Raw genomic sequence first — 365 nt, forward strand, 5'->3', positions numbered from 1 at the left:
ATCCAGCGGCAGCAGCGTTTGCTTGCGAAAGGTAACGACGATTGCCTCTTCCTCAAGCGACAAGATCGTCGATCTCGGCTCCTGTGGGCCGTTCGGCAGATCGGCAACTGACGTCCGCTTCTTCCATTTAGCGACGGTCTTCTGGTTGATCCCGTAGCGCTTGGCCAGCGTTCTCAGGCTCTCTTGACTATTCTGTATTGTTCGACGGATCGCCTCTGTCGTTGTGGCGCTGCCGTGAAGAACCTGGCCCATAGTGCATCCTTCCATTCTTGGGAAAACAATGCACCATCAAATGCCGGGATCAAACAGCTAGGCCGTCCGGTTATTGAAAAAGGGCATGAAGAAATTCGCGAGCGTCTTCGGTG

The 365-nt window shown here is 54.2% G+C and carries 1 pseudogene; it reads right to left on the minus strand.

From position 1 onward, the window contains the following. Positions 1-252 (minus strand): annotated as a pseudogene (locus tag EN859_RS35965) (IS481 family transposase); the annotation flags it as partial. Positions 253-365 lie beyond the last annotated feature (113 nt).

This window comes from Mesorhizobium sp. M00.F.Ca.ET.216.01.1.1 (genome assembly GCF_004010325.2).
Classification (GTDB): domain Bacteria; phylum Pseudomonadota; class Alphaproteobacteria; order Rhizobiales; family Rhizobiaceae; genus Mesorhizobium.